Annotated in this window: 13 protein-coding genes; 7 read left to right on the top strand and 6 right to left on the bottom strand. The window is 66.1% G+C overall.

Annotated features, from left to right (window positions below; all coding sequences use genetic code 11):
- The first annotated feature begins 101 nt into the window (after positions 1 to 101).
- Positions 102 to 2,282 carry a GAF domain-containing protein gene (locus FEJ81_RS00145; protein WP_138243357.1) on the top strand — a complete coding sequence of 727 codons (2,181 nt, stop codon included), beginning with the start codon at positions 102 to 104 and terminating at the stop codon, positions 2,280 to 2,282.
- Here the strand turns inward: FEJ81_RS00145 and FEJ81_RS00140 are convergent.
- Complete coding sequence (locus tag FEJ81_RS00140; RefSeq protein WP_138243356.1) at positions 2,279 to 5,371, bottom strand: replication factor C small subunit; 3,093 nt, start codon at positions 5,369 to 5,371, stop codon at positions 2,279 to 2,281. The two genes, FEJ81_RS00145 and FEJ81_RS00140, sit on opposite strands and share 4 nt — an antisense overlap.
- Positions 5,372 to 5,634: 263 nt before the next feature.
- Here FEJ81_RS00140 and FEJ81_RS00135 point away from each other — a divergent pair, with 263 nt between their 5' ends.
- The 4 genes from FEJ81_RS00135 (at position 5,635) to FEJ81_RS00120 (ending at position 9,124) form a co-directional block, all read left to right on the top strand.
- Positions 5,635 to 6,735: a bactofilin family protein gene (locus FEJ81_RS00135; RefSeq protein WP_138243355.1), complete on the top strand. Its 1,101-nt coding sequence runs from the start codon at positions 5,635 to 5,637 to the stop codon at positions 6,733 to 6,735.
- A gap of 57 nt (positions 6,736 to 6,792) precedes the next feature.
- Complete coding sequence (gene samp2 / locus FEJ81_RS24315) at positions 6,793 to 7,074, top strand: ubiquitin-like small modifier protein SAMP2 (protein WP_138243354.1); 282 nt, start codon at positions 6,793 to 6,795, stop codon at positions 7,072 to 7,074.
- Positions 7,075 to 7,206: 132 nt separating this feature from the next.
- On the top strand, positions 7,207 to 8,451 hold the full coding sequence (gene glyA / locus FEJ81_RS00125) for a serine hydroxymethyltransferase (protein ID WP_138243353.1): 1,245 nt from the start codon (positions 7,207 to 7,209) through the stop codon (positions 8,449 to 8,451).
- 466 nt (positions 8,452 to 8,917) lie between these two features.
- Positions 8,918 to 9,124, top strand: a complete 207-nt coding sequence (locus tag FEJ81_RS00120; RefSeq protein WP_138243352.1) for a cold-shock protein — start codon at positions 8,918 to 8,920, stop codon at positions 9,122 to 9,124.
- A gap of 241 nt (positions 9,125 to 9,365) precedes the next feature.
- Here FEJ81_RS00120 and FEJ81_RS00115 read toward each other — a convergent pair whose 3' ends face one another.
- The 4 genes from FEJ81_RS00115 to solA form a co-directional block, all read right to left on the bottom strand.
- Positions 9,366 to 10,997, bottom strand: a complete 1,632-nt coding sequence (locus FEJ81_RS00115; protein ID WP_138243351.1) for a BCCT family transporter — start codon at positions 10,995 to 10,997, stop codon at positions 9,366 to 9,368.
- Between the two features lie 269 nt (positions 10,998 to 11,266).
- The gene (gene ilvA, locus FEJ81_RS00110) at positions 11,267 to 12,502 is read right to left on the bottom strand and encodes a threonine ammonia-lyase (RefSeq protein ID WP_138243350.1); all 1,236 of its coding nucleotides are present in this window, start codon (positions 12,500 to 12,502) and stop codon (positions 11,267 to 11,269) included.
- Positions 12,503 to 12,505: 3 nt separating this feature from the next.
- On the bottom strand, positions 12,506 to 15,022 hold the full coding sequence (locus FEJ81_RS00105) for a GcvT family protein (protein WP_138243349.1): 2,517 nt from the start codon (positions 15,020 to 15,022) through the stop codon (positions 12,506 to 12,508).
- Between the two features lie 202 nt (positions 15,023 to 15,224).
- Entirely contained in the window at positions 15,225 to 16,373 is a 1,149-nt protein-coding gene (gene solA, locus FEJ81_RS00100; protein WP_138243348.1) for an N-methyl-L-tryptophan oxidase, read from the bottom strand.
- A gap of 804 nt (positions 16,374 to 17,177) precedes the next feature.
- Between solA and FEJ81_RS00095 the strand changes: the two genes are divergently transcribed.
- Both FEJ81_RS00095 and FEJ81_RS00090 read left to right on the top strand, forming a co-directional pair.
- Positions 17,178 to 18,317: an aromatic ring-hydroxylating oxygenase subunit alpha gene (locus FEJ81_RS00095; protein WP_138243347.1), complete on the top strand. Its 1,140-nt coding sequence runs from the start codon at positions 17,178 to 17,180 to the stop codon at positions 18,315 to 18,317.
- A gap of 20 nt (positions 18,318 to 18,337) precedes the next feature.
- The gene (locus tag FEJ81_RS00090) at positions 18,338 to 18,691 is read left to right on the top strand and encodes a hypothetical protein (RefSeq protein ID WP_138243346.1); all 354 of its coding nucleotides are present in this window, start codon (positions 18,338 to 18,340) and stop codon (positions 18,689 to 18,691) included.
- A gap of 46 nt (positions 18,692 to 18,737) precedes the next feature.
- Here the strand turns inward: FEJ81_RS00090 and FEJ81_RS00085 are convergent, their stop codons facing one another.
- Entirely contained in the window at positions 18,738 to 19,382 is a 645-nt protein-coding gene (locus FEJ81_RS00085; RefSeq protein ID WP_175416329.1) for a helix-turn-helix domain-containing protein, read from the bottom strand.
- Positions 19,383 to 19,634: the final 252 nt, after the last annotated feature.

Here is a 19,634-nt window from a genome sequence, read left to right as displayed (position 1 = left end):
ACCGTCGTCTCGGTTTGAATCCGGTGATCGCGAGGGACGACTCAGCGATCGATATCGGGGATACCGTTTTACCGGGCGAGAGTCTCACGCAACACAGACACTTGAACGGCGACGGCACGACGACCACACCGGCGAACCCGCGACCGCGGACGGTACTCTACGTGGCCGGCTCGGAGAGCGCCGCCAGCGACGGCGCTGCGCAACTCGAGGCCCATCCCTCGGGTCCGAAGCGGTCGGTCCACGCCATCACCGCGGTCGAGCGGGTCCGGAGTTGGGCCCCGGAGGCCGACTGCGTCGTCTTCGCCGAGACGCCGACGACGGCGGCCGGCTCCGCGCTGCTCGAGGTCGTCGACGCCTGCGGCGCGACGCCCGTGATCCTCTTTACCGAGTCGTCGTTCGCGCCGACGGCCGCCCGCTCGACGGGCGGGATCGACGGCTACGTCCGCCGTGATACCGACGACGCCGTCGCACATCTCGCGGACGAGATCGAGTGGGTCTGCAGGGGCGAGAACGGGGCGACCGCCGACGCCGATACCGAGACGGAACCGGAGACAGATAGCGAAGACGACGTGATCGCGATGGGCGGCGAGCGAGCGCCGTCGACCGGCGATCCGGCCGACTCGACCGGGCCGGCCGCCCGGCTCCTCGAGTCGGTCCCCGAACTGGTGGCCTGTCGCGACCGCGACCGGCTCTTCGAGTTGCTGGTCGAGAGCGCGGCCGACGCCCTCGAGCGCGAGTCCTGCTGGCTGTCGACCGTACACTTCGGGGAGTTCACGCCGCGAGCGACCGCGCCGACGGTTTCCGAGGCCGACCTCGAGCCGCTGTCGCGCGAGGGACCGCTCGGCGAGGCCCTCCGAACGGGCGAGGTGCTTCGGATCGACGATATCACGGCCGACGACCGGCTACCGACCCCGCTCGAGGGGATCGCGTCGCTGTGCTGTGTCCCGGTCGGCGACGTGGGTATCCTGCAGATCGCCGCCGCGGAGCAGGCGGCGTTCGACGAGGGCGACTGCGACCTGCTCGCGACGTGGTGTCGAGGTGCCGCCGCGGTCCTCGAGCGGATCGACGCCGACGCGAGCCACGACACGGCGCGCGAACGGCTGCGCCGGGAGCGCGATCGACTGCGGACGGAACGGGACCGGATAGCGACCGAACGCGACCGTCTCCGAACCCTGTTCGCGAACGTGCCGGAACCGGCGGTCCGCTACGAGATCGACGACGGGCGGCCGATCGTCCGGACGGTCAACGACACCTTCGCCGATGTCTTTGGCACCGATCCCGAGGCGATCGTCGGCGCGCCCGTCGACGAGGACACCGTCCCGCCGGGCCTCGAGGCCCGGCGGGCGACGCTGCTCGAGTCGCTGCGGGCGGGCGAGCGCCGTCAGTTCGTCAGTCGCCGGGTGACCGACGACGGCGTCCGCGAATTCCTGCTGACGCTGGTGCCGGTCGAGGCGGGCGCGAGCGGAGACGCGGCCACCGACGAGAACGGGGCGGAGCGGACGCCCGATCACAACCCCGAGGGGCTGATCGTCTACAGCGACGTGACCGAGGCGAACCGCCGGGAGCGTGAGGCCGCCGCCGCCGAAGCGCGCCTCGAGACGATCGCGGAACTGGTCGACGACGACATCCGAACGCCGCTGAACGTCGCCCGGGGCTACCTCGAGTTGGCCGCCGAGACCGGCGATCCGGAGCACTTCGCGGAGGTCGACGACGCACAGGAGCGGCTCCGCGAACTCGTCGATCAGTTGGTCGCGATCGCCCGGCGGGACGACGTGCTCGTCGAGACCGAACCCGTCGCCGTCCACGACGTCGCGCGGCGAGCGTGGGTCGCCGTCGACACCGGCGACGCGCGGCTCGTCACCCGGGCGGCGAACGATCGCGTGCTCGAGGCGGACAAAGCGCGGCTGCGAGAACTGTTCGAACACCTGCTGCAGGCCGTCGTCGACGGCGCGGAGGAAGACGCCGACGCCGAAATCGGGGCGGGTGACGCGGGCGACGGCGCACCGGTCGTCACCGTCGGCGCGACCGAGGACGGCTTCTACGTCGCCCGGCGCACCCCCGACGGCGACGCCGCGACCGTCGACGACGGACTCGAGACGAACGCCGTCCCCGGCCGACTGGCCGCGGCTGACGGCACCGGGTTCGGGCTCGGTACCGTCGAGCGCATCGCCGACGCTCACGGCTGGAGCGTCGGGGTCGCCGAGGACGACGACCGCGTCGCGTTCGCGTTCCGCGGCGTCAACGGTGGCGGCGGAGACGCAGCAGCAAAGAGTGACCGTTAATTGTCGTCGTCGAGCGCCAGCGACGCCAGCATCGCCTCGAGTTGCAGGCGCTCGTTCGCGCCCTCGGTGATCCGGAAGTCAACCTCGCCGAGTCGCTCGAGCAGGCGGACCGTCGCCTGCTCGGGGATGTCGAACTCCCACGCGGAGCGGTGGAGTTGGTCGATGACGTCGCCGCCGGCGAGACCGCGCTCGGTCAGCAGGTCCTCCAAGGCGGCGCGGGCGGCGGTGAAGTCGCCGTCGATGGCGTGGTCGACCATCGCCTCGACCTCCTCGGGACGGGCGGTCGCGGTGATCGCGAAGACAGTTTCCTCGTCGACGGTCTCGCCCATCACGGCGGCGGCCTGCAGGGCGTTGATCGCCTTCCGCATGTCGCCGTCGGCCGCGTAGACCAGCGCGTCGACGCCGTCGTCGGTCACTTCGATGTCCTCGGTGGCGGCGATCTCCCGGACCTGCGCTTCGATTGCTTTTCCGGAGAGTTCGGTAAAGCGGAAGACCGCACAGCGAGATTGGATGGGGTCGATGATCTGGCTCGAGTAGTTACACGAGAGGATGAAGCGGGTGTTGTTGGAGAACTGCTCCATCGTCCGGCGCAGCGCGGACTGGGCGTCGGAGGTCAGCGCGTCGGCCTCGTCCAGGAAGATGATGCGGTGGTCGTAGCCGCCGAACGAAGAGCGCGCGAAGTCCTTGATCCGGTCGCGGACGACGTCGATCCCGCGCTGGTCGGAGGCGTTCAACTCGAGGAAGTTCTCGCGCCAGTCGTCGTCGTAGACCTCGCGGGCGATGGCCTGCGCGGCCGTCGTGTTGTGCATGACCGTTGGAACGTCCCCTGCAACGTAGTTCCGCGTTCCGGGTACCGTCAGGTCGTAAACACGCTGCTCGTCCTGTATTCGCTCGATATCCGTCACGCGGTCGAAATAAAGCGTTTCACGCGAGAGTCGGTCGAGTGTGACCAACTGTTCGACGACCGCCATCGAGCACATCTCGTCGGCCACATCGAGAACTCGATCGGCAACAGTCTCGAACCGCGGTAGTGACGCGAGGTCGTGATCGTCGTTCTCAACGAGGGCACGGACATCACTGCCGAGTAACTCCGTCTCTTCCGCGATTCGATTGTCTGAGACGCCGAGTGCGTCAATCGCATTCCGGAGCGATTCCTGGACTGAATCGGTCTCCGGCGTTTCGGTACGGGAGTCGAGCGTGACGAGTAACTCCCCAGTACGACTCGCAGTCGGCGACCGTCGGCCGTCAGCGTATTCGAGAAGCCGATCCGTCCGAATATCGGTTGACGCTTCGACTTCCTTTCGCGCCTCGATCGGTTCCAACGCATCCCGCTGGCTGATCCATTCAGTTGGAACGGCACTCAACGAACGAAGGTCGGATCGAACCTGTTCGATTTCCTGCTTGACCTGTTGGGCGGCCTCGAGACGGTCCGACGCAGCCTCAAGCACGCTGTCGACATCCTCGAGATAGGCCTCACGACCGGGGTTATCAGGATTCAGCGTCTCCCTCACCAACGGCTCCTTTTTCAGTGCGAGCGTTCGACAGAGGTCGTCGACGGACGTCTGTGCGGGCATCGTGTCGTAATTCGGATTCCCGGAACCGGTCGTCGCGTCAGCGAGCCGGTCCCGTTTATGAGAGAGCGTGAATCCGACTGCATCTTCGAAACGCGAGAGCGCCGAAACTCCGGAAACGTACAACTGGTGGTACTCCGTTTTCGATCCTGAACCGTTCGTCGCCGCCTTCTCGACGCGCTTTCGCCGCGTCGGAATCCCAAACGAAGCGAGCAGGTACGAACAGAGCGTGATCAGCGATTCGTCTTTCTGTGTCAGTTCGATCGTTCCCTGCTCCGCGACGTACGCTTCCGAATCGAAGACGGCCTGCAAGAACGCTGCCCGAGCGTCGTCAGGAGCGTGAACGAGTGTCGAGCCGATCCCCGATTCCGACGACTCACCGAAGACGTCGAAACAAGATTCGAGGAAGTGGTGAAGCGACTTGGTCCGCAGTTCGACGTACGGGACGTCTTTCTGTATGCCCCGGGTCGTCTCGAGGTCGAACAGTTCCTGTGCGATGCGTTCGAACGACTCACGGAGAGCCTCGTCCGTATTGTAGAATTTGATACGGCCGTTCTCGATACGTGCTTCGCTGATCGCCAGCCCGACGAACCGCGCCAGATCCGGCGTGAGTTCCCACGGCGGCGTGATCGGACCGGATCGTTTGTTGTACGGCGTGACGTACTGTACGGCCTCTACGTTGGATCGAAGCTCGGATTCTGCAACATCGAGCGATCGGAGGTACGCAAGCGAACAGGTTGCCGACGGCTCCTCGAGATCGATCGAGACGTCTCGTGCGTAATTCTGCGCCGTCTTACGAGTGATCTCGTATTCGGTGGCGATCTCGGCGACCGAATAGCCTCGTCGAAGACAGCCAATTACTGTCTTCTTCTGTCCGACGTAATTCTCTTCGGCTGGGATTTCGTATCGCTCGGCGAACGATTCCGAGACGGTGACGAACGTTCTGTCGCCATCCATCGACGAGAGCCAGTCGAGCGATGCGGATGTGTCGTCAGGAGCGAGTGGCGTTTCCAGTGGCCGGACGATCCGCTCATCGCCGGACAGCGATCCGGCTTCCCGCCACTCGAGGCCTGTCTCGTCGGCCACGAGAAGTTTGTGTTCCGGCGTGACCGTGAACTCGTTTCCGTCTCGCGTTGTAATCGAGACGAGATTGGTCGCTTCCTTCGAGAAGACGTGAGATGGGGAGACGTATTCGAACGAACCGTCGTTGTCGTACGTCAGAATCTCGAGGTCGTCGTCCGGCGTTCCGAATCCGTCGACATCACCGACGACAGTGGAGATCGGAGCGACACCTTTGTTCGTCAGCACCGGTGTCTCGCCGGTGACACACTTCCCCGTGCCCGCCGGCCCCGCGAACATGAGATGCGGGAGGTCGTCCTGCTCGACGTAGTTTTGCAGGCGCGGAACGATGTTCTCGTGGCCCTTGATCTCGTCGAGGCGCTCCGGTCGGTACTTCTCGATCCAGACTTCGGTCTTCCCGGGTGTGGGCTCCGCCGCCTCGGCGTCGGCCTCGCTCATACCGGCCGAAGGGGCGGCCGGAAGATAAATCGCCCGAAGGTCGCTCTCGAGTCCGTCCGATCGCAACCGCATCGAGCGCCGACGGCGACTACCTATGTCGACCGGCCAGCGGCGACCGGTCGGCGGCGACGGACGGGGAGCCCCGCGACTGACGACCGCACCCGAGAAATCGCTCGAGAGCCGATCTACCGCCGCGTGACCGGTCCGATTCCTGATATCTGTGTAACAGGTTTTACTCCCTGCTCGGCGAAGCGAGAGACGAGATGTGTGGGACACATTCACTATCGCAACTCGTCGTCGTGGTGTTGGTCGCGCTCGTCGCCTGTAGCATCGTCCCGGCCACGGCCGCCGCCCAGACGAACGGCCAGACCGGCGGGACGGTCGTCGTCGAGGAGGACGAAACCGTCGACAGCCTCGAGGCGTTCGGCGGAAGCGTCGTCGTGCGCGGCACCGTCACCGGCGACGTCAGCGCCGTCGGGGGCGATGTGCGAATCGAAAACACTGGCGAGGTCGGCGGCGACCTCGAGGCGGCCGGCGGGAGCGTGACCATCGCCGGCACCGTCGACGGTGACGTCGAGACCGGTGCGGGGAGTCTCACGATCACCGAGTCTGGCACCGTCGGCGGTACCGTGATGGCCGGCGTCGGGAGCGCGACGATCGACGGCACGATCGAGGGCGACGCCGAAATCGGGGCCGAGACGATCCGGCTGGGCGAGAGCGCCTCGATCGCGGGCGATCTGCGCTACGACGGCGACCTCGAGGGCAACACCGACGCGGTCGCGGGCGAGATCGAGGAGGACGCCTCGCTCGGCGTCGACGTCGCGCCGACGATCCAGCCCTTCGCGTCGTGGCTGTTCGCAGCCTACGTCCTCGCGGTGAACCTGCTGATCGGTGCCCTGTTGCTCGCGCTGTTCCCGCGGTTCTCCGACGGCGTCGCCGACCGCGTCGCGTCGGGACCGCTCCGTTCCGGGCTGGTCGGACTGGGGGTCCTCGTCGGGGTTCCCGTGCTCTTGGTCGCACTCGCGATCACCGTCGTCGGCATCCCGCTGTCGCTGATCGGCGGCTTCGCGTTCGCCCTGTTGCTCTGGATCGGCGTCATCTACGGCCGTTTTGCCATCGCCGCGTGGCTCCTCTCGCTGGTCGGCCTGGGCAACCGCTGGCTCGCACTCGTCGTCGGGCTGGTCGCCGGTGCCGCCCTCGGTCGGCTGCCGATACCGATCGTCGGCGACGCGATCAACCTGCTCGTCCTCCTGCTCGGCCTCGGGGCGCTCGTTCGCGGGCTGGTCGGCCACTGGCGGGCCGCCCGAAACCGCGAGCAGGACCGGCCCGTCGGTCCCGATCCGGACGAACCGACCGCCGATTGAGGCCGATCCGCGGGCCTCGAGCGATGCGCTCAAGGCCGCGCTCGCGTAACGCGAGGTATGCACGTCACCGTCGACATCAAGGGCGAGGACACCTACGAACTCGATCTCGAGGCGGTGGCGGGGGCCGCAGCCGCCGACGCTGATACCGCTGGCGGGGTCGACGACGCCGACGACGCCAGCGGTCCCGCCGGCGCAACGCCGACCTACGCGGACCTGCTCCGCGAGGTCGACCTGAGCCCCCACGAGGTGAGCGTCCTCGTCGACGGTCGCCCGGTCCCCGAGGACCAGCCCGTCGAGAGCGACCACGTGACGGTACTGCGGCTGATCAAGGGCGGGTAACGCCGTCGACTCGCGCGGCGACGTGAGCGCCGCGGCGGCTTCGAGGGGTTCCACCGAACGGCTCGAGACGCCCTTGAACGGGTCGATCACCTGCGATCAAGATACTTGGTCGGCGTCCCTGATTAGCGTGGTATGTCGAACCCGCTCAGGGAGTCCGACCCGTCGGTCGCCGACGCCGTCGACCGCGAGCGCGACCGGCAGGAGTCGACGCTGGGAATGATCGCCTCGGAGAACCACGCCTCCGAAGCCGTCCTCGCCGCACAGGGGACCGCACTGACCAACAAGTACGCCGAGGGGTACCCCGGCGCGCGCTACTACGGCGGCTGCGAACACGTCGATGAGGTCGAGCGAACGGCGATCGAGCGGGCGAAGTCGCTGTGGGGAGCCGACCACGTCAACGTCCAGCCCCACTCCGGAACGCAGGCGAACATGGGCGTCTACTTCGCCGCCCTCGAGCCGGGCGAGACGATCCTCTCGCTGGATCTCGCCCACGGCGGCCACCTCAGTCACGGCCACCACGTCAACTTCTCCGGACAGCTCTACGACGTCGACCAGTACGAGGTCGATCCGGAGACGGGCTACATCGACTACGCCGCGCTCGAAGAACGGGCCCGCGAGGTCGAGCCGGCGATGATCGTCAGCGGCTCCTCGGCGTACCCCCGCGAGTTCGACTGGGAGCGCGTCGGCGAAATCGCCGACGCCGTCGACGCCGTCCACCTCGCCGACATCGCCCACATCACCGGCCTCGTCGCGGCCGGCGTCCACTCGAGTCCGGTCGAGCACGCGGACTTCGTCACCGGCAGCACGCACAAGACCGTCCGCGCCGGTCGGGGCGGGATCATCATGTGCGACGAGGCCTACGCCGACGACGTCGACAGCGCCGTCTTCCCCGGGAGTCAGGGCGGCCCGCTCATGCACAACATCGCCGGCAAGGCCGTCGGCTTCGGGGACGCCCTCGAGCCCGAATTTGAGGACTACGCCGAACGAACCGTCGAGAACGCGGCCACGCTCGCGGCCGTCCTCCGCGACCGGGGGCTGTCGCTGGTCTCCGGCGGCACCGACAAGCACCTCGTACTCGTCGATCTGCGGGAGTCCCACCCCGACCTCACCGGCGACGACGCGGAAGCGGCGCTCTCGGAGGTCGGCATCGTCATCAACAAGAACACCGTCCCGGGGGAGACCCGGTCGCCGTTCGTCACCAGCGGAATCCGGATCGGCACACCCGCGCTGACGACCCGCGGGTTCGGCCCCGAGGAGATCGAGACGGTCGCCCACTGCATCGCCGACGTCATCGACGCGCCCGACGACGACGCGACGCTCGAGCGGGTCTCGACGGCGGTCGACGACCTCTGTGACTCGTTCCCCGTATACGGGTAGCCGCCGCGACAGCCGCGGTCGACTCGAGGGACTGTCTCAGGAAGACCGCTGGAGCGGGGATCGATCCTGAACGAGCAGTATGAGGATACTATCGCATTCTTCCGCGAAACGCTTCCACTCGAGTTTCGGCGAATCAGTCGCACACTACAGATGCGCAAGTACCTTTTTCCGCCTCGGGTTCGTTCGCTGTGCTCACTCACCTCTCGGCGCAAAAATCTACGCTAAAAAGGCCGCTCACTCCCTTCGGTCGCTCGCGGGTGCAGCGCTTGCGTTTCGACCGCAGCGGTAACGCCTCCGCCTGTATTGAACGAAGTTGCTGTCCGACTTTGGAGGAACTCTCGAACTATGTTTCACCAACCTTGGTTTCGAAATCTCCGTCAGGTATGTGGTCGAATGTATTATGGAGGGTCGTGGTACCTCGACTCTCGGAAGGGTTATCCCTCAGTCACCCCTACACTTGTTTGTAATGGCAAACGGTAACGTTGATTTCTTCAACGACACAGGCGGCTACGGTTTCATTTCGACGGATGACGGCGACCTCGACGACGACGAAGACGTTTTCTTCCACATGGAGGATGTCGGCGGTCCGGACCTCGAAGAAGGTACTGAGGTCGAGTTCGACATCGAGTCCTCACCGAAGGGCCCTCGCGCGGCGAACGTCGTCCGGCAGTAAGACCGAGACACACCGTCGCTCACAGCGACGAACAACGACCTTGATTTTTCAGACGGTTACACGTCCAAGCTGACGCTATCAATACATTCTGTACGGATCGTTCGTCGGGACCGATAGCGAAACGCACAGTGGTATTCTCGGATCGCGAGTCACGCGAGCGGATCGCGACTGATCACGGCTATCCGAGACGAAGCGAGAAAGACGAGCGCAGGCCGAGACGGTCGCTCCGACGCGTCCCCGCTCAATCGTCGTCGGAGGCGGCCGAACCGGTCGGAGTGGTCGACCGGTCCTCTTCGCGGAGGAAGACCGCCCGACGGCTGCCGAAGACCCAGATCATGACGCCGACGGCGAGCAGCGTGATGATCGCGAAGGGGCCGCCGGCGATGATCGCGGCCTGTTGCAACGCGGCGGTGCCGCCGGCGACCATCAGCAGCGAGGCCAGCGTCCCCATGAGAACGCTCCAGATGACCCGGTTGATCGTCGACGGCTTCTCCTTGCCCCCGGTGGTGAGCATCCCCAGCGCGAGCGTCGAGGAGTCCGCCGATGTCACGAAGAACGTCGTCACCAGCACCAAGAAGAGGGCGGTGAGCAACTCGCCGGCCGGCAGCGCCTCGAACAGCGGGTAGCCGGCGACGGCCTCCTGGTAGCCCCACGCCTCGAGCGTGCCGAGGATGTCGGCCTGCCCGCTCGACTGCATGAAGATCGAGGTGCCGCCCATCGTCGCGAACCACGGGATCGTGATGGCCGTCGAGGCGACGACGCCGGTGGCGGCGACCTGCCGGACGGTTCGCCCTCGGGAAATGCGGGCGATAAAGAGGCCGACGAACGGGGCCCACGAGAACCACCACGCCCAGTAGAAGACGGTCCACGCGCCGACGAAGCCGGCGTCGGCACCCTGCCCGCCGGTCTCGCCCGCACCCATGAAGAAGCTCATCGAGACGAACTCGTTGATGTACGCCCCCAGCGCCTGCGTGCCGACGGTCATGATGTACACCGTCGGTCCGAGGACGAACGCCGCGGCCGTCAGGACGACGAACAGCCCCATGTTGAAGTACGAAATGCGGCGGATGCCTCGCTCGACGCCCAGCGCGACCGAGATCGTAAAGGCCACCGTCAGCCCCGTGATCACGAGCACCGTGCCGGCGTCGCCGAAGGAGACGCCGGCGGCGTACTCGAGGCCGATGAGGAACTGGTTGCCGACCAGCCCCAGCGTCGTCGCGATGCCGCCGATGGTGGCGAAGACGGCGAGGACGTCCACGAGTTTCGCCCACGGGCCGTCGAGGTTGTCGAACCCGACGATCGGGCCGATGATCGTCGAGATGCGCAGCGGCGCGTCCCGGCGGTACGCGAAGTAGGCGATCGGGATCGCCACGATCACGTAGGCCGACCACGCCGAGAGCCCCCAGTGGAAGAACGTGTACTGGAGCGCGCTGACGGCGGCCCCCGTCGACTCGGCTTCGGCCCCGGAAAACGGCGAGGGCGTCGAGTAGTGGAAGATCGCCTCCGCCGGCCCCCAGAAGACGATACCGGCGGCGATCCCCGCGGAGTACAACATCGCGAAGTATCCGAGGAAACTGAACTCCGGATCTTCGTCGTCCTCCCCCAGCTTGATATTGCCCCACGGGCCGAAGATGAGGTACAACACGAACGCCACGAGGGCGAACATCGACACGAGGTACGCCCAACCGAAGCTCGTCCACAGGAACTCGTTCGTCCCCTCCATGACCTCGAGCGTTCGACTCTCCCGGAAGAGAAACGCCACGACGATCAGCGCGGCGACGACGAAGCCGACCCCGAAGACGACGGGGTCGAGTTCGTCGAGAAAGGTACGGATCGGCCCGGTTTCGTCCGTCGTGCGATCGGCATCGCTCATGGGGGATCACGCGCCAGCGACGGTGAGACGGCGGTCGTGTTCGATTCAGTCACACTCGCTGACGGGCCGACGGACGCACCGTCGCCCCGCGACGGCACCGGTTCCGCGTCGTTCCATTCCATGGTGACATGCACCACGGCATAAGATACCAAGGGTATCAATCAACGTTTATCTTAATAACCGGTGCCACTTTTATACTCAGGACCGAACATAGTAGCGGCCCGGACGGTTTCGGTGACGAAACGAGATCCGGAGGATCGAAAACGTGGTCACGCGTTCACGTGCTTGACCTCGTAGCCGCGGTCGCGTATCGACCGAACGATCGCCCGCGATTGGCCCGAGCCGCTCGTCTCGATCTGGAAGACGAGGTGGGCTTCACCCACGTCGAGTTCGGGCGCCGAGCGGTCGTGGCGGACGGTCTGGATGTTCGCACCGCGTTCCGCGATGAGTCCCGACACCTCCTCCATCTTGCCGGGTCGGTCGTCGATCCTGACCCGGAGCCGCAACAGTTGCTCGCGGTCGGTCAGCGCGTGGACGAGCACCGTCTGTAACATCGTCATGTCGAGGTTGCCGCCGCTCAGCAGCGGCATCACCGTCTCGCCGCGCACGTCGAGTTCGTCGCTGACGATCGCGGCGACCGACGCCGCTCCGGCCCCCTCGACCACCTGTTTCGCCCGCTCGAGTAGGAGGAGCACTGCACGGGCGATCTCGCCGTCGGTGACGGTGACGACCTCGTCGACGCGGTCCTCGATCAGCGAGAGCGTCAGGTCGGAGATACCGCCCGTCGCGATGCCGTCAGCGATCGTGTCGACCGAGTCGAGCGAGACGGCCGTTCCCTTCCGGAGGCTCTCGGAGACGGTCGACGCACCGGCCGCCTGCACGCCGACGATGCGCGTCTCCGGCGAGCGCTCGGCGAAGGCCGTCGCGATCCCCGAGATCAGCCCGCCGCCGCCGATCGGGACGACGACCGTGTCGACCGACGAGAGGTCGTCGTACATCTCGAGGCCGAGGGTCCCCTGCCCGGCGACGATCGCCGGATCGTCGTAGGCGTGGACGAACGTCGTCCGCTCGTCGTCGACGAGTCCCCGCGCGTGTGCCATCGCCTCGCGGAAGTCGCTGCCGACGAGTTCGACGTCGGCACCGTAGCCGCGGGTCGCGTCGACTTTCGCCTGCGGCGCGCCGCGGGGCATGACGATGGTCGAGTCGACGCCGAGTTCCGTCGCGGCGAGCGCGACGCCTTGGGCGTGGTTGCCGGCGCTGGCCGCGACGACCCGCTCGGTCTCGCCCTCGGCGACGCACTGGGCGATCTTGTTGTACGCGCCGCGAGTCTTGAACGACCCCGTCCACTGCAGGTGCTCCATCTTGAGGTGGACCTCGCCGCCGGTCAGTTCGTCGAGCGACGTGCTCCGTTCGACCGGCGTGGGCTTGACGACCGACTCGTCGTCGAGGCGGTCCCGGGCCGCTTCGATGTCCTCGAACGCGACGGCGTGTCGCTCTCGGTTCATGGGTCAGCGGATCAGCTTCTCGCGGTCGGGATCGAACAGCGGTTCGTCCCGTACCGTCGCGGCGTGGCGTTCGTTCTCGTAACTGATCTCGACCTCGCGGCCGGGTTCGGCGTCATTCGTCGGCAGGTAGGCGTACGCGATCCCGGCGTCGATCGAGTAGCCATAGTCCGCCCGCGTGACGTAGCCGAGCGCGTCGTCGCCGCCGGGCTCGAGCACCGGATGTCCAGTGTCGACGATCGCGCCCCGCTCGTCGAGCGTGATCGGAACGAGCTCGCGGTCGATCCCGTTCTCCCGGGCCTCGAGCAGCGCGTCTTTCCCGACGAAGTCCGTCTCGAGGTCGACCGCGAAACCGATCCCGGCCTCGTAGGGGTCGTACTCGGGGGTCACGTCGGTCCCCCACAGCCGGTATCCCTTCTCCATGCTCGTCGAGTCGAGCGCCGCCCAGCCGATCGGAACGATGCCGTGCTCCTCGCCGGCGTCCTCGATCAGCTCCCAGAGCCGCGCGCCGTACTCCGTCGGCGCGTACAGTTCCCAGCCCAGTTCGCCGGCGTAGGAGAGCCGGAGCATCGTGACCGGAACGCCCTCGAGGTAGGTCTCCTCGGCGGTGTAGAACGGGAACGCGTCGTTCGAGAGGTCCGTCTCGACGAGCGACGAGAGGACGTTGCGCGCCTCGGGGCCGAAGACGCCGATGCCGCACATGTCCGAGTCGCGGGTCCGCACCGACACCGAGCCGTCGTCGGGCGCGTGCTCGCGGATCCACCGCGAGTGCAGCGTCGCGGAGTTGCCGCCGCCCGTAAACACCGTGTAGCGATCCTCGGCGAGCCGCGCGACGGTCACGTCCGCGAGAACCCCGCCGTCCTCGTTGCACATCGCCGCGTAGCGGATCCGGCCCGGCGAGACGTCGACATCGTTGGTCAGCAGCCCCTGGAGGAGGTCGGTCGCGCCCTCGCCGGTCACCTCGATTCCGGTGTAGGTGGTCATGTCGACCATTCCGACGCGGTCGCGGACGGCCTGATGTTCGACGCCGTGAGCCTTCGACCAGCCGCGCTCGAGCCAGTCGGGCCTGTCCGGCACGTCGTACTCCTCGAGCAGGGCCTCGTTCGTCTCGTACCACTGCGGGGTCTCCCAGCCGCCTGAGTCGTAGAACTCCGCGCCGAGTTCGTCCTGTCGGCGGTAGAACGGGCTCCGGCGAAGCCCGCGCTGACCCTCGGGCTGTTCGCGCGGGTGGATCAGTTGGTAGACCTCCTGATACTGCTGTGCGCCGCGACCCTGCGTGTACTCCCGCGACCCCGCGTGGGGCTGGAACCGCGAAATATGTGCGCCCGTGGGGTCGACGCGCTCGCCGTCGAGGCGGGGGACGCCGTCTTCCATCCAGTGGGCCACGATGTTCCCGGCCCCGCCCGACTGGGTGACCCAGATCGCGAGCGCCCACCAGAGCCCGTCGATCTCCTCGGTCGGCCCGAGGATCGGCATCCCGTCTGGGGTGAAACAGAACATTCCGTTGATGCCGGACTCGAACTCGGCGTCCCGCAGAGAAGGGACGAGTTCGCAGGCCGCGTCGTAAGCCGTCTGCTCGTGGTCCGGGTGGGTGTTCTCGTAGAAGTGCTCCGACGTGAACTCCCGCAGCGACGGGTACTCGAGGCCCAGATCCTCGAGTTTGTCCGGGCCGTAGATGTCCGCGGGATCGACGAGCAGCGGTTCGTGATTGTACGAACCGATCCCGTAGCGCTCGCCGTGCTGGCGGAAGTACAGCGACCGGTCCTGATGCCGAAGCAGCGGCTGTTCGATCTCGCCGCTCGCGCCCGCGAGTTCCGGGAGGTCGTCCGAGACGAGGTACTGGTGGGCACAGGGCACCAGCGGCACGTCGATGTCGACCATGTCGCCGAACAGCGGCCCCCAGATGTTCGTTGCCAGCAGCACCTCGTCGGCCGCGATGCGTCCGCGGTCCGTGTCGACCGCCCGGATCTCGCCGCCCTCGACCGCGAGGTCGGTCACCGTCGTCTCGCCGTAGAACTCGACGCCGGCCGCTCGAGCCCGTTCGGCCATCGCGGCCGAGGCGTCGACGGCGTGGGCCTTGCCGTCCGTCGGAACGTAGTAGCCGCCGCGGATGACCGATTCGTCGATCTGGGGAACGCGGTCGGCCACCTCGGCGGGCGAGAGGAGTTCACCGTCCTCGATCCCGTAGGACTGGCCCCGCTCGCGCTTTCGTTTGAGGAACTCCCAGCGGTCCTCGGTGTAGGCGACCTCGATGCCCCCGCAGGTCCGGAAGCTCTCGAGGTCCTCGTACAGTTCGCGCGTGTACGACGCCATCCGCGTCATCAGCTTGTTGCCGCCCGTCTGGAAGACCAGCCCCGGGGCGTGGGAGGTGGAGCCGCCGGTCTCGAATAGCGGCCCCTGATCGACGACGACGACGTCTTCGCGCCCGAGGGCGGCGAGGTGGTAGGCGGCGCTACAGCCGACGCAACCGGCACCGACGATAACGGTTCCTGCGCTGTCGGGAATCGTGGTCCCTGTACTCATGTGTCATGGTTACTGCCAGACGGCCGAGCATAGCTATCCGGGTGGATAATCTGTGCCGTATAACAACCGGACGGCGTGGGATCGGAACGCGATCACCGAAACTCGAACCGGACGACGGCGACGAAAATCGACTCGAGCGGCGGTTCCGACGCTGTGAGCGGGGGAATCGATGGTATCGAATCGGGGACCGAACGGCGGGAGACTACTCGTCGTCGAACCGATCCAGCCGAAACATCTCGATCGGGTGGTCGGTCTCGCCGTCGACCGCGAGATCGGCGAGGATCTCGCCGATGACGCTGGCGAACTTGAATCCGTGGCCCGAAAAGCCCGCGCCGACGGCCACCTGCGGGTGGTCGGGCAGCGTGTCGAGGATGAAGTGCTCGTCGGGGGAGTTCGTGAACATGCAGGTCGCGAGCCGCATCGTCGGCCCGGCCGCCTCGGGGAAGTAGTTCGTCGTGACCTCGCGGAGGAGTCGCTCGTCTTCCGGACCGGGCTCGGTGTCGTAGTCGTCCGGATCGACCCGCTCGTCGCGGTGGTGGTACTTGCCGATCTTGAACCCCGGCACGTCGTAGATCGGCAGCCCGTAGAACCGCCCCTCGGGCACTTTGAGGTTCCAGACCGGGAAGTTCTCCGGTTCGAACGTCGCCGGGCGGTCGGGCTGGAACCAACCGAGCACCTGCCGCTCGGGGACCGCGAGGCCCGAGAGCGCGTCGGTGAACTTGTAGTTCCACGCCCCGGCGGCGAGCACCAGCCGCTCGGCCGCGTAGGTGCCGCGGTCGGTCTCGACCCGGACGCCGCCGTCGGGCGTCGGCTCCCACTCGAGGACCCGCTCGCGGGCGCGGACCTCGGCACCCGCCGCTTGGGCCGTCTCGACGTGGCCGACGATCGACTGTTCGGGGACGACGAACCCGCCGTCGGGCTGGTACAACGCTCTGTACCCCTCCGGGAGGTCGTAGCCGGGGAACCGCTCGGAGACTGCCTCGCTCGTGAGCACTTCGTGGGGGATGTCGTGTTCCTCGCAGGAGCGCAGCGATCCCTCGAAGACGACGTTGTCCGAGGGGCCGGCGTCGATCGAGCCCGTCCGGTGGATCACCTCGCGGCCGGTTTCCGCCGCGAGATCGTCCCAGAGCTCGTAGGCCCGCTCGATCAGCGGAATGTAGGAGGGGTGCTCGTAGTAGGCCCGCCGGATGATCCGCGTGATGCCGTGTGACGAGCCCATCGTGTGGGGCACGTCGTAGCGCTCGAGTCCCAGCACATCGAGTCCGCGGTCGGCGAGGTGGGCCGTCGTCGCGCTGCCCATCCCGCCGACGCCGATCACGACGACGTCGTATCGGTCTTCGCTCGCGCTCATACTGCCGACCGATTCGACGACACAGCCCTTGATTGTTAGTCCGTCTCATATCGTGCCTTTTTGAAGCGTCGGCGAGCGACCGGGTCGGGAACGGCGGTTGGCAGTCTCCGGGGCTCGTTTCTCAAACCGGCTCAACTAGACAGTGCCGTTTGAAACCGTCTATCGGTCGCGTGGACATTTCTAGGCTATGCAATCGGGAGAAAGTATAGCAATACTTTTTGGTGGTGGTACTACTACTACTACCTGTAGGCCAGTCGGCATACCAACGCAGCCTACACTCGATCGAGAAAAGGAATCTGACCGCGGCCACGGTCAGATTAGTCGTCGGCCGATTCCTCAGTCGGTGCGGCGATCGCGACGGCAACGAACATCCAGCCAAGATGATTTCCCTGTCCTATCAGGGCAATGCCGCCTGTCGCGAACGCCGCTTTCACTTTCGGAGTGATCGATTCTCACCCCTGCTGACTCTCTTGTTTAGCCACGTAATTCAGCCGTACGTGAAGTGGTCAGAGACCACACCCATCCGGTTGGTCGGGCGGCAGAAAAAGCCCACCGGTCGCGTGTATCCGTACCATTCAACCGCGGCAGCCGCCGGTTCGACTCCCTGTCCGACAACAACCCACCGACGTACTGGTCTTCCCATTCGCGACGCGCCTCGAGCTCGTCCGTCGATAGCGACGCGGCTTGATTCCCACCTCGAGCCGTCGGCGGTCTCTGCGGACCGTCTCGTCGGTCATCACTTATAGGTACGAACTACCTGCGATCAACCCTTATTGAACGATACGGCAAGACATACCACATAGTATGTCACGGTGGAACAACGGCCGCGACGAGGTCGAACCGGTCAGTCCCGACATCACCGACGAGACGAACGCGCTGCCGGCGCGGTACTTCACCGATCCGGACGTCCACGAGATGGAGAAGGAGACGGTGTTCGGTCGGTACTGGGTGTACGCGGGTCACACGAACTGTATTCCCGAGCCGGGCGATTACTTCACCCGGACGGTCGGCGATCGAGAGATCATCGTCGTCCGGACCAACGGCGGCGACGTGCAGGCGTTTTACAACGTCTGCGCCCACCGCGGGTCGGCGATGGTCGAGGAGACGCCGATAACCGATCCGGGCAACGCGAACCGCATCCAGTGTCCGTACCACCTCTGGACGTACGACCTCGAGGGCGACCTCGCGAGCACGCCGAAGAGCTTCGAGGAGGCGCGGCTGAACCCCGACCTCGAGGACGACGACGTCCCCGAGTTAGACGCCGAGGAAAACGCCCTTATGGACGTTCACACGGATCGAATCGGGCCGTTCGTCTTCGTCAACTTCGCCGAGGAGCCGATGTCCCTCGCCGAACAGGCCGGCTCGATGAAGACCGAACTCGAGGCGCTCCCGCTCGAGGAGTACCACCTCGCCAGACGCATCGTCTCGGAGGTCGAGTGCAACTGGAAGGTCTTCGGCGGCAACTACTCCGAGTGCGACCACTGTCAGGCGAACCACCAGGACTGGGTGAAAGACCTCGAACTCCTCGACTCCAAACTCGAGGTCAACGACTACCACTGGATCCTCCACTACCAGCACAAGGAAGACGTCGACGACGAGATGCGTATCCACGAGGAACACGAGGCGAAGTTCTACTACTTCTGGCCGAACTTCACGGTCAACATGTACGGGACCGCCGACGGCTACGGCACCTACATCATCGACCCCATCGACGAGGGGCGGTTCCAACTCGTCGCGGACTACTACTTTAGGAACCCCGACCTGACCGACGAAGAGGAGACGTTCGTTCGGACGAGCAGGCAACTCCAGGAGGAGGACTTCGAACTCGTCGAGCGCCAGCAACGCGGCCTCGAGTCGGGCGCAATCGCCCAAGCCAGACTCGGGCCGAACGAACACACCGTCCACAAGCTCCACCGCCTCGCACAGGAGGCCTACGAGGCCTGATCGAGCCACAGCTTTCTACTATGAGCCACCAACGCCCCGCGTTCACGGTCGCGTGCGAGGAGTGCGGCGTCGACGCGGACCTCGAGTCGGCGAACGGAATCGTCGACTTCTACCGCCGACATCACCGGTTGACGGGCCACGACGCGACGATCACGCGTGTCGACCTCGCGTTCGAACTGCCGACCGACGGCGACCTCGAGACCGTCGTCGCCGACCTCGAGAGCCGCTACGATGACGGCGTCCCGATCGGCGTCGTCGCCGCGGCGATGGACGAGCAGGGCGTCTCCGTCGGCGACACGCTCGCGGAGATTTACGACGTTCGGATGACCGGTGCGCTCTACGAGCCCCGGGACGACCACCTCGCCGCCGTCTGAGCGGAGCGGACCGAACCGTTCGCACCGTCTCGGTTTCGCGGCCGCGTTACTCCTCGAGGAGCGTCGTCTCGACCAGTTGGCCGGTTCCGCGACGGATGCGCCCGCCGACGGCCGTCGGGGAGATGCCGAGGCTGTCTGCGAGTTCCTCGAGCGACGTTTCGCGGGGTTCCTCGAAGTAGCCCTCCTCGTAGGCGGTCACCAGCGCGGCGCGCTGTTCGTCGGTCACCGCCGGGACCGCCTCGCCGGTCCACTCGTCCTGCCGGAACATCCGGTGGAGATCGAAGGCGATGTCCGTTTCCTCGCAGCACTCCCAGAGTTCGGCGAGGGCTTCTCGATCGGGGAGGTGGAGGCGATTGGTCCACCCTCGGTCGTTGCTCTGGGCTTTCAACAGTAGCCCGCCGAGTTCGGTCGTCATCGGCGAGATCAGCGTAGTGTCTGCAGGGTGCTGGAGCCGATAGATGCGCGTCGATCCGAGGTCGTCGACGAGCATCCAGTCCGCGACCGTGTGATCGCGCTCGAGGACATCCTCGAACGTCTCGTCCGCACCCTCGACGAGGTAGAAGAACAGTCCCGTCTCGGGGTCCGTCGTGGAGTGGGGCACGACCTCGATGGACGCCTCCGGGCAGTCGCGAATCGTCGGCGTCAGCGCGAGATCGGGGTGGGCGACATCGAGGATTGCGATCAGACTCACGGGTTGTCACATCGGCTCTTCGTGGCGCGTTTCGGTTCGGAGATCGACTTCCGAACGGCTGTTTTTCGACTGACTGTCAACGAAGCGGACGTGTTCGGCACCCATACTGTCAGACAGTACCACACACGATTACTTAATCGTTACTTCGGACGTAACACGACGAACGAAACCGGTATCGGTTCATCGTCGGCTCCCGGGGAACGCTCTCCGAGCCACCGGTGAAAGCCCAGTCGCTTTCCCGGTCGACACGGT

Origin of the sequence: Natrinema versiforme, from assembly GCF_005576615.1 — an archaeon.
In the GTDB taxonomy this organism is placed as follows: Archaea; Halobacteriota; Halobacteria; order Halobacteriales; family Natrialbaceae; genus Natrinema; species Natrinema versiforme_A.
The sequence above is the reverse complement of the archived record's forward strand: the minus strand, read 5'-3'. Positions and strand labels throughout refer to the sequence as shown.

Excerpts from the sequence above, each read along its gene's own strand:
- FEJ81_RS00115 (WP_138243351.1), bottom strand. The coding sequence starts at position 10,997 with ATGAGCGATGCCGATCGCACGACGGACGAAACCGGGCCGATCCGTACC.
- samp2 (WP_138243354.1), top strand. The coding sequence starts at position 6,793 with ATGCACGTCACCGTCGACATCAAGGGCGAGGACACCTACGAACTCGAT.
- FEJ81_RS00135 (WP_138243355.1), top strand. The coding sequence starts at position 5,635 with ATGTGTGGGACACATTCACTATCGCAACTCGTCGTCGTGGTGTTGGTC.
- FEJ81_RS00090 (WP_138243346.1), top strand. The coding sequence starts at position 18,338 with ATGAGCCACCAACGCCCCGCGTTCACGGTCGCGTGCGAGGAGTGCGGC.
- FEJ81_RS00095 (WP_138243347.1), top strand. The coding sequence starts at position 17,178 with ATGTCACGGTGGAACAACGGCCGCGACGAGGTCGAACCGGTCAGTCCC.
- solA (WP_138243348.1), bottom strand. The coding sequence starts at position 16,373 with ATGAGCGCGAGCGAAGACCGATACGACGTCGTCGTGATCGGCGTCGGC.
- FEJ81_RS00140 (WP_138243356.1), bottom strand. The coding sequence starts at position 5,371 with ATGAGCGAGGCCGACGCCGAGGCGGCGGAGCCCACACCCGGGAAGACC.
- glyA (WP_138243353.1), top strand. The coding sequence starts at position 7,207 with ATGTCGAACCCGCTCAGGGAGTCCGACCCGTCGGTCGCCGACGCCGTC.
- FEJ81_RS00120 (WP_138243352.1), top strand. The coding sequence starts at position 8,918 with ATGGCAAACGGTAACGTTGATTTCTTCAACGACACAGGCGGCTACGGT.
- ilvA (WP_138243350.1), bottom strand. The coding sequence starts at position 12,502 with ATGAACCGAGAGCGACACGCCGTCGCGTTCGAGGACATCGAAGCGGCC.
- FEJ81_RS00105 (WP_138243349.1), bottom strand. The coding sequence starts at position 15,022 with ATGAGTACAGGGACCACGATTCCCGACAGCGCAGGAACCGTTATCGTC.